Below are 5,951 nucleotides of genomic sequence, written 5' to 3'. Positions count from 1 at the left end.
TTAAGTGATCTCAGATAAAAGAATTAAAGTTCTGATGATAGCACCAGACTACCCATCTGAACAAAGGCCGGCGTCAGGGGTTTTTTTTAGGGAGCAAGCGCAGGCAATTTCAGTATATGATGATATTACGGTATTTTGCTTTTATTCAGGCTCGAAAAAAGTTTTTGATGTTTTAAAGCTATATAAGGTAAAAAAAAATATTGAAAACACTATACCGACTGTAAGATTTGAGTATCCAAAAATATGGAATAAGATAGACGGGATTAATTACCTAATTGCAGCTATTTATTCAATAATTCTAGCCGAGCAAAGAGGCCCGTTTGAGCTAATTCATGCCCAAAAATTTTTTCCCTCGGCAGTGATAGGTTCTATAATAAAGAAAAGGTTTGGAGGTCGACTTGTAATCACTGAGCATGCAGGAGACTTCAGAAATTCAATGCGTTCGGTTTTAAGAAGAATTTGCATAAAACGAGCGATAAAAAGTTCGGATCAAGTGATAGCTGTGAGTAAATTCTTGGCCAATTCTATAAAGGAATATTGGCCCAATATTAGGCTAAAAATTGTGCCAAATCCAGTAAACATAGAAAAATTTTGTATTGATGGCCCCCAAAATAAATATAAAGAGAAAAAAAAGATACTTCATATTTCTGATATGAGCATCAATAAGGGAATCAGAAATATTATTGAAGCCGGCAAAAGGTTAAGGGAAAAGAGATCGGATTTTATAATCATTATGATTGGGGGGAAGAGTAAGGACATAGAAAGGTGGCATAACTATATAAATATCGGATTAGATTTTATCGAATTCGCAGGAGAAATGAGGCATGAACAGGTGGCTTCCCATCTAAAATTATGTGATTTTTTTGTATTGCCGAGTTTAAGAGAGAGTTTCGGATCAGTTCTTATTGAGGCGATGGCATGTGGGAAGCCTGTTGTGGCTACGAAGTGCGGAGGTCCGGAGGAAATAGTTACAAGTGATACAGGAATTCTTATTCCACCTAATGATGTGGATTCATTGACAGGTTCTCTCGATTATATGTTGGATAATTATTGGCAATTCGATCCCGAAAAAATTGCGAAATTCGCTGAAGAGAACTTCTCCTATGAGAATGTAGGCCAGAAATTGCATAATATATATAAAGAAAGCCTTTTCAATGACGAATTTTGCCTGGATTTAAAAAAATATTAGTTGGGTCGGCATGATAAACGTTGCAATTATTCAGCACAGAATTGCTCCTTTCAGGATACCATTTTTTGAAAGACTTAATGAGGAGAAAAATTTATGGCTAACTGTTTTTTATGCTTCAAATGAAGACAGAAAAGCAAAACTACCGTTTAAAACAAGAAAGTTCCATTTGAAATCAATTAGAATAGGAAGTTCGATATTTTTTATGTCTTTTGACCTAATTTTTCATTTTTTAATTAAATCATATGATGTGGTCGTGCTTGAGGGGAGAGTAACTAATTTTGCTTATTTGTTGATTATACCAGCGCTCAAGGCAAAAAAGATAAAGGTGTGCTGGTGGAGTTCTGGCTTCGAACCATTTGGTACAGGTAAAATCAAAAAGCGAATAAGGAACTTAACTTATAGCCTCTTTTGCCGATTTGTGGATAATATCATAGTTTATAGTTCGAAGGCTAATCGATATTACCAGTCTCTAGGGAAGGCCCCATCGAGGATATTTACTGCGATAAATGTAATAGACGACCGCATGGCTTTGAACATAAATAATGAGAATGGGTTTAATATTAAAGGACATGCGGAGATCTTTCATAATTTAAAGCACAAAAAGGTGCTCTTGTTTGTCGGTAAAATCGAGGTTCCCAAAAAATTGATACTTTTATTAGAAGCTTATAGGTTACTTCTTAATTCAGGCTGGCAGAGCAGATTGGCTCTGCTTATTATAGGAGATGGCTCTGACAAAATAAGGTGCAAAAATTTTGCGAGGAAGCATTCTTTGATTGACGTTCATTTTCTTGGTGAAATAAGAGATCTTAAGAAAATTTCTTTTTATTTCAAAATATCGGATATCTTTGTTTTGCCTGGTTCTGGGGGCTTAGCTATTTATCATGCGATGATTTTTGGCTTGCCCGTTGTAGTAAGTTCGGCCGATGGCACGGAAGAAGACCTCGTAATAAATGAAGAAACAGGATTTTATTTTAAAGAAGATAGCGCCGAAGACTTAGCTGAGAAATTATCTTTTATTTTAATGAAAGAAGATAGCTACCTTAGGATGATAGGTAAGAACGCAAAGAATAAAGCTTTAAAAGATTTTTCTATTGAAAAAATGGTCAGCGGCTTCCGGAATGCCATTTTGTATTAGGTATATTTTCTGGTTTTATAGCCCATAAAAAACCAGTGGATGATTTGAATAACAAAAATGTGAACGCAAATCCTCCTCTTTGGAATTATAAGACGGAGATTCCCAAGCTTACTAATCTTGCATTTCGAGCTTTAGATCTTATGTATGATAAAAAATCAAGATTATTTGTTTTTAATTGGGATCGAAATAAAAGGAAATTAGGGCCGATCTCGGAGCGTTATTCAGCTATAGCGGCGATAGGACTTCAATCAGCCAAGCTACGCGGTATAGATATTCCTTTTTCGGTATCTGAGATATTGAAAGAACTCTTGTGCAGGATAAATGCAATGGAGGAACGAGGGCCCGGAGATCTAGCTCTCCTTTTGTGGGCTTTCAGTCTTTTGTATGGTGAAATCGAAGAGAAAGTGATGGAGCGACTAATACCTGATAAGAAAGTCAATGTTCTTATTGAAGAACTTCGCAAGAGACCGGTTGTGGAAGCCGCTTGGACGCTGTCAGCATTTTCTTATTTATATAAGAATGGATTTAGAAATTCTCTAATCTCACAAGCATGTGAATCTATTGCTGATATCATTATTGATGCATTTAATCAAGAAACGCATATCTTTTCCTATGTTTCGAAAAAGCAGGGTTTTAAAAAAATTCTTGGCTATCATAGAGAATTTGGAAACTTTGCTTCTCAATCGTATTCAATTTATGGACTTTCCACATACTATCAAGCAACGGGTGATGATCGGGCACTGAAAGTAGCACTAAATTGTTCGAATAAGATATGCTCTCTTCAAGGGCCACATGGTCAGTTTTGGTGGATTTATAACGTTAGGCGCGGAACAATCGCAGATAAATATCCTGTTTTTTCTGTCCATCAGGATGGAATGGGACCAATGGCTCTAAAAAAATTGTCCATTGTTTCAAAGAGAGATTATTCAGACTTTATTGAGAAGAGTTTTGATTGGTTATATGGGAACAATGAAATGGGAATTTCTATGATTCTATGGGAGGAGGGGATAATTCTAAGATGCGTCCAAAGAAAGGCGCCCTTATCTGAATTATCTTATTATTTGAACATGGTGCGATCTCGGTTTCATTTGCCCAGCGTTAAAAACGATAATCAACTGGCTCTGGGCGGGTTGGAAATATTGAATGAGACTCGTCCATATCACATGGGTTGGATGCTTGTTTTTTTTTATGATAGTTAGCTTTCTAAGGATTATAGCAAATCTGCGCCGATATTGGATGCTTGTTGCGTTAGAGACTAATCAGAAACTTTTTTTGATCAGAAGAAAATTAACTTAAGCTGGGCATAACTCAATAGAGCGAGAAGAGCTTAGTTGATGCTTGTATATGTAGGATTTTTTGCGTGTGCAGTGCTGTTGATTTTTTCTCTGCTTTCCAATTCCTACAAGAAGCCATTTCTTGTTTTTATTTTGATGAGCCCAATTGTATCATCGAGTTGGCGATACAAATTAATAAATATTAGCCTGATCGACTTATATTTTTTCCTATTTATTTTTGTTTTTTGTTTGAGGATCTTAGTTAAGCGAGAAAAGGTGTACGAGGCTCCTTTTGCGCAATTTTTTTTAATTTATATATTTATTTTATTTTTAGTTTCAGTTCGAATTTACATGAATGGCGCAACACTGACAGCTGTGGAATTTTTTTCTAAGTCTCTCTTTCTTCCATTATGTTTTTATTTATGCTCAGTATACTTCTCTAAAGAAAGCGACGAAAAAGCCTTGATTGTTTCTTTTGTTTTGGCTGTTATTTTTCCCCTTATTTTTATTATGTTTCAAAAGATTACGGGATACACGTTGCGCTATCATGCAACAAGAGGGCTGATTAGAAGTCAGGGCATCTATCATGACGCGGTGACGGCAAGGATATTTATTGTACAGGCCCTCATTGGCATATATATTTATTGGAACTATTTCTTAAATCGCTCTCGCTATTTGATGAAAATCGCTCTCCTTTTTCTTTCTTCTCTTTGCTTGGTTGGCCTGTATTTTCTTTATTCTAAAGCAGTCGTGTTGACTCTGGTATTGTGGATAATATTATTTGCTTTTTTCCGTAAACGAATGTATGTGCTTCCAATGGCGATCTCCCTCCTAATCCTTATAAATTCCCTTATCGGAAACAAGCTTCTCTCCGATATGAAAACTCTTTTTTCAAAGGAAATTGAATATGCAGCAGGAAATATTTCGAGCGATTATGTTCTTGCTGGAAGGGGAGGAATATGGAAAAGCTATTTAATAGAATGGAAAGGTCTTCCTATTCTGGAAAAAATAATCGGGACAGGGAGATCACATGGATATTTTCATAATGATTTTCTTAGAATCCTCTTCGCAGGCGGGATATCATATCTCTTATTGTATTTAGGATTATTGTTTAGCTTATCGATCAAGATGATACAAAAATTTATGAGAGACAATAAAGCACTCTATTTTGCTGGTTTGCTTGGAATAACGTATTATTTTTGTGAATCGTTAGGTCAACTGGCTGGGTTTTATCCGATTCTTCAACCGGCTACTTGGGGGCTCGTTGGCCTATGTTTAAATAAGCAATTCCAACCAGTCGAAAAATAATTCAAACTCATCTCTAATTGATAATGAAGAAAATCAAAACGCCTATTGTCATAATGGGTGCGGTTCCGCCCCCCTATATTGGACCAAATATTGCGACAGAGGTTATTATAAATTCAAGATTGAAAGAAGGATTCAATCTAATTCACCTCGACACTTCAGATCATCGCAGTCTTAACACGCTCAATAGATTAGATTTATGGAATATCTTTCTCGCAATCAAGCACTATTTTTTGCTTCTTAAACTTATCATAAGGCACCGGCCAGCTCTCATATATATTCCGATCTGTCAGACAACAATAGGGTATTTTCGTGATGCGCCATTTATACTCCTAGCAAAATTATTTGGTAGTAAGGTGGTTTGCCATCTTCGAGGAAGCAATTTTAGAAACTGGTATCTGACCACGACTTCATTAACGCGTTGGATTATCCGGCGTGTTCATTCGCTTGTAGATGGACAAATAGTTTTGGGAGATTGCCTAAGAGACTTATTCTCTGGGATTTTGCCTCCCGAAAAAATATTTGTTGTGCCAAATGGGGCAAATTACTTTTTTGACATAAGAAAAAGAAACGTTAATAATAAAAACAAAATAAGGATTCTATTTTTATCAAACTTGGGAAAAGAAAAAGGCGCTTTCGATGTCCTTGAAGCGGTTCCTAAAGTTGTCAAAATTCATAATAACGTAGAATTTATTTTTGCTGGAGATCGCAGAAACGAAGAAACAATAAATGAATTTATTAAATTTATAAAAGCAAACCCATTGTTGCCGATAACTTTGACTGGCCCGTTATATGGAAAAGCGAAAACTGATCTGCTTTTATCAGGAGATGTTTTTGTGTTCCCGCCTCGCGAACCTGAAGGTCATCCCTGGGCAATTGTGGAGGCGATGGCTGCCGGATTGCCGATTATAACAACTGATCAGGGGGCCATAAAAGAATCTGTGAAGGATGGCGTAAATGGATTTATTGTCGAGAAACGGAATCCTCATCAGATAGCAGAAAAAATCAAATTTCTAATTGAGAACCCTGACGTAAGAAAAAAGATGGG

Annotated in this window: 5 protein-coding genes; all 5 read left to right on the top strand. The window is 36.3% G+C overall.

Annotated features, from left to right (window positions below; translation table 11 throughout):
* Nucleotides 1-34: 34 nt before the first annotated feature.
* Nucleotides 35-1,189 carry a glycosyltransferase gene (locus ACUVXA_RS14795; RefSeq protein ID WP_445872052.1) on the top strand — a complete coding sequence of 385 codons (1,155 nt, stop codon included), beginning with the start codon at nucleotides 35-37 and terminating at the stop codon, nucleotides 1,187-1,189.
* Between the two features lie 10 nt (nucleotides 1,190-1,199).
* The gene (locus ACUVXA_RS14790) at nucleotides 1,200-2,324 is read left to right on the top strand and encodes a glycosyltransferase family 4 protein (protein WP_445872051.1); all 1,125 of its coding nucleotides are present in this window, start codon (nucleotides 1,200-1,202) and stop codon (nucleotides 2,322-2,324) included.
* Between the two features lie 44 nt (nucleotides 2,325-2,368).
* Nucleotides 2,369-3,523 carry a hypothetical protein gene (locus ACUVXA_RS14785; protein WP_445872050.1) on the top strand — a complete coding sequence of 385 codons (1,155 nt, stop codon included), beginning with the start codon at nucleotides 2,369-2,371 and terminating at the stop codon, nucleotides 3,521-3,523.
* A gap of 351 nt (nucleotides 3,524-3,874) precedes the next feature.
* On the top strand, nucleotides 3,875-4,906 hold the full coding sequence (locus ACUVXA_RS14780; RefSeq protein WP_445872049.1) for a hypothetical protein: 1,032 nt from the start codon (nucleotides 3,875-3,877) through the stop codon (nucleotides 4,904-4,906).
* Nucleotides 4,907-5,406: 500 nt separating this feature from the next.
* Nucleotides 5,407-5,951: glycosyltransferase family 4 protein (locus ACUVXA_RS14775; RefSeq protein WP_445872048.1), on the top strand; the 545-nt coding region annotated here is incomplete at its 3' end.

The organism is Candidatus Jordarchaeum sp. (assembly GCF_052745115.1).
Note: the sequence above shows the minus strand (reverse complement) of the source record. Positions and strands in the feature narration are given on the sequence as shown.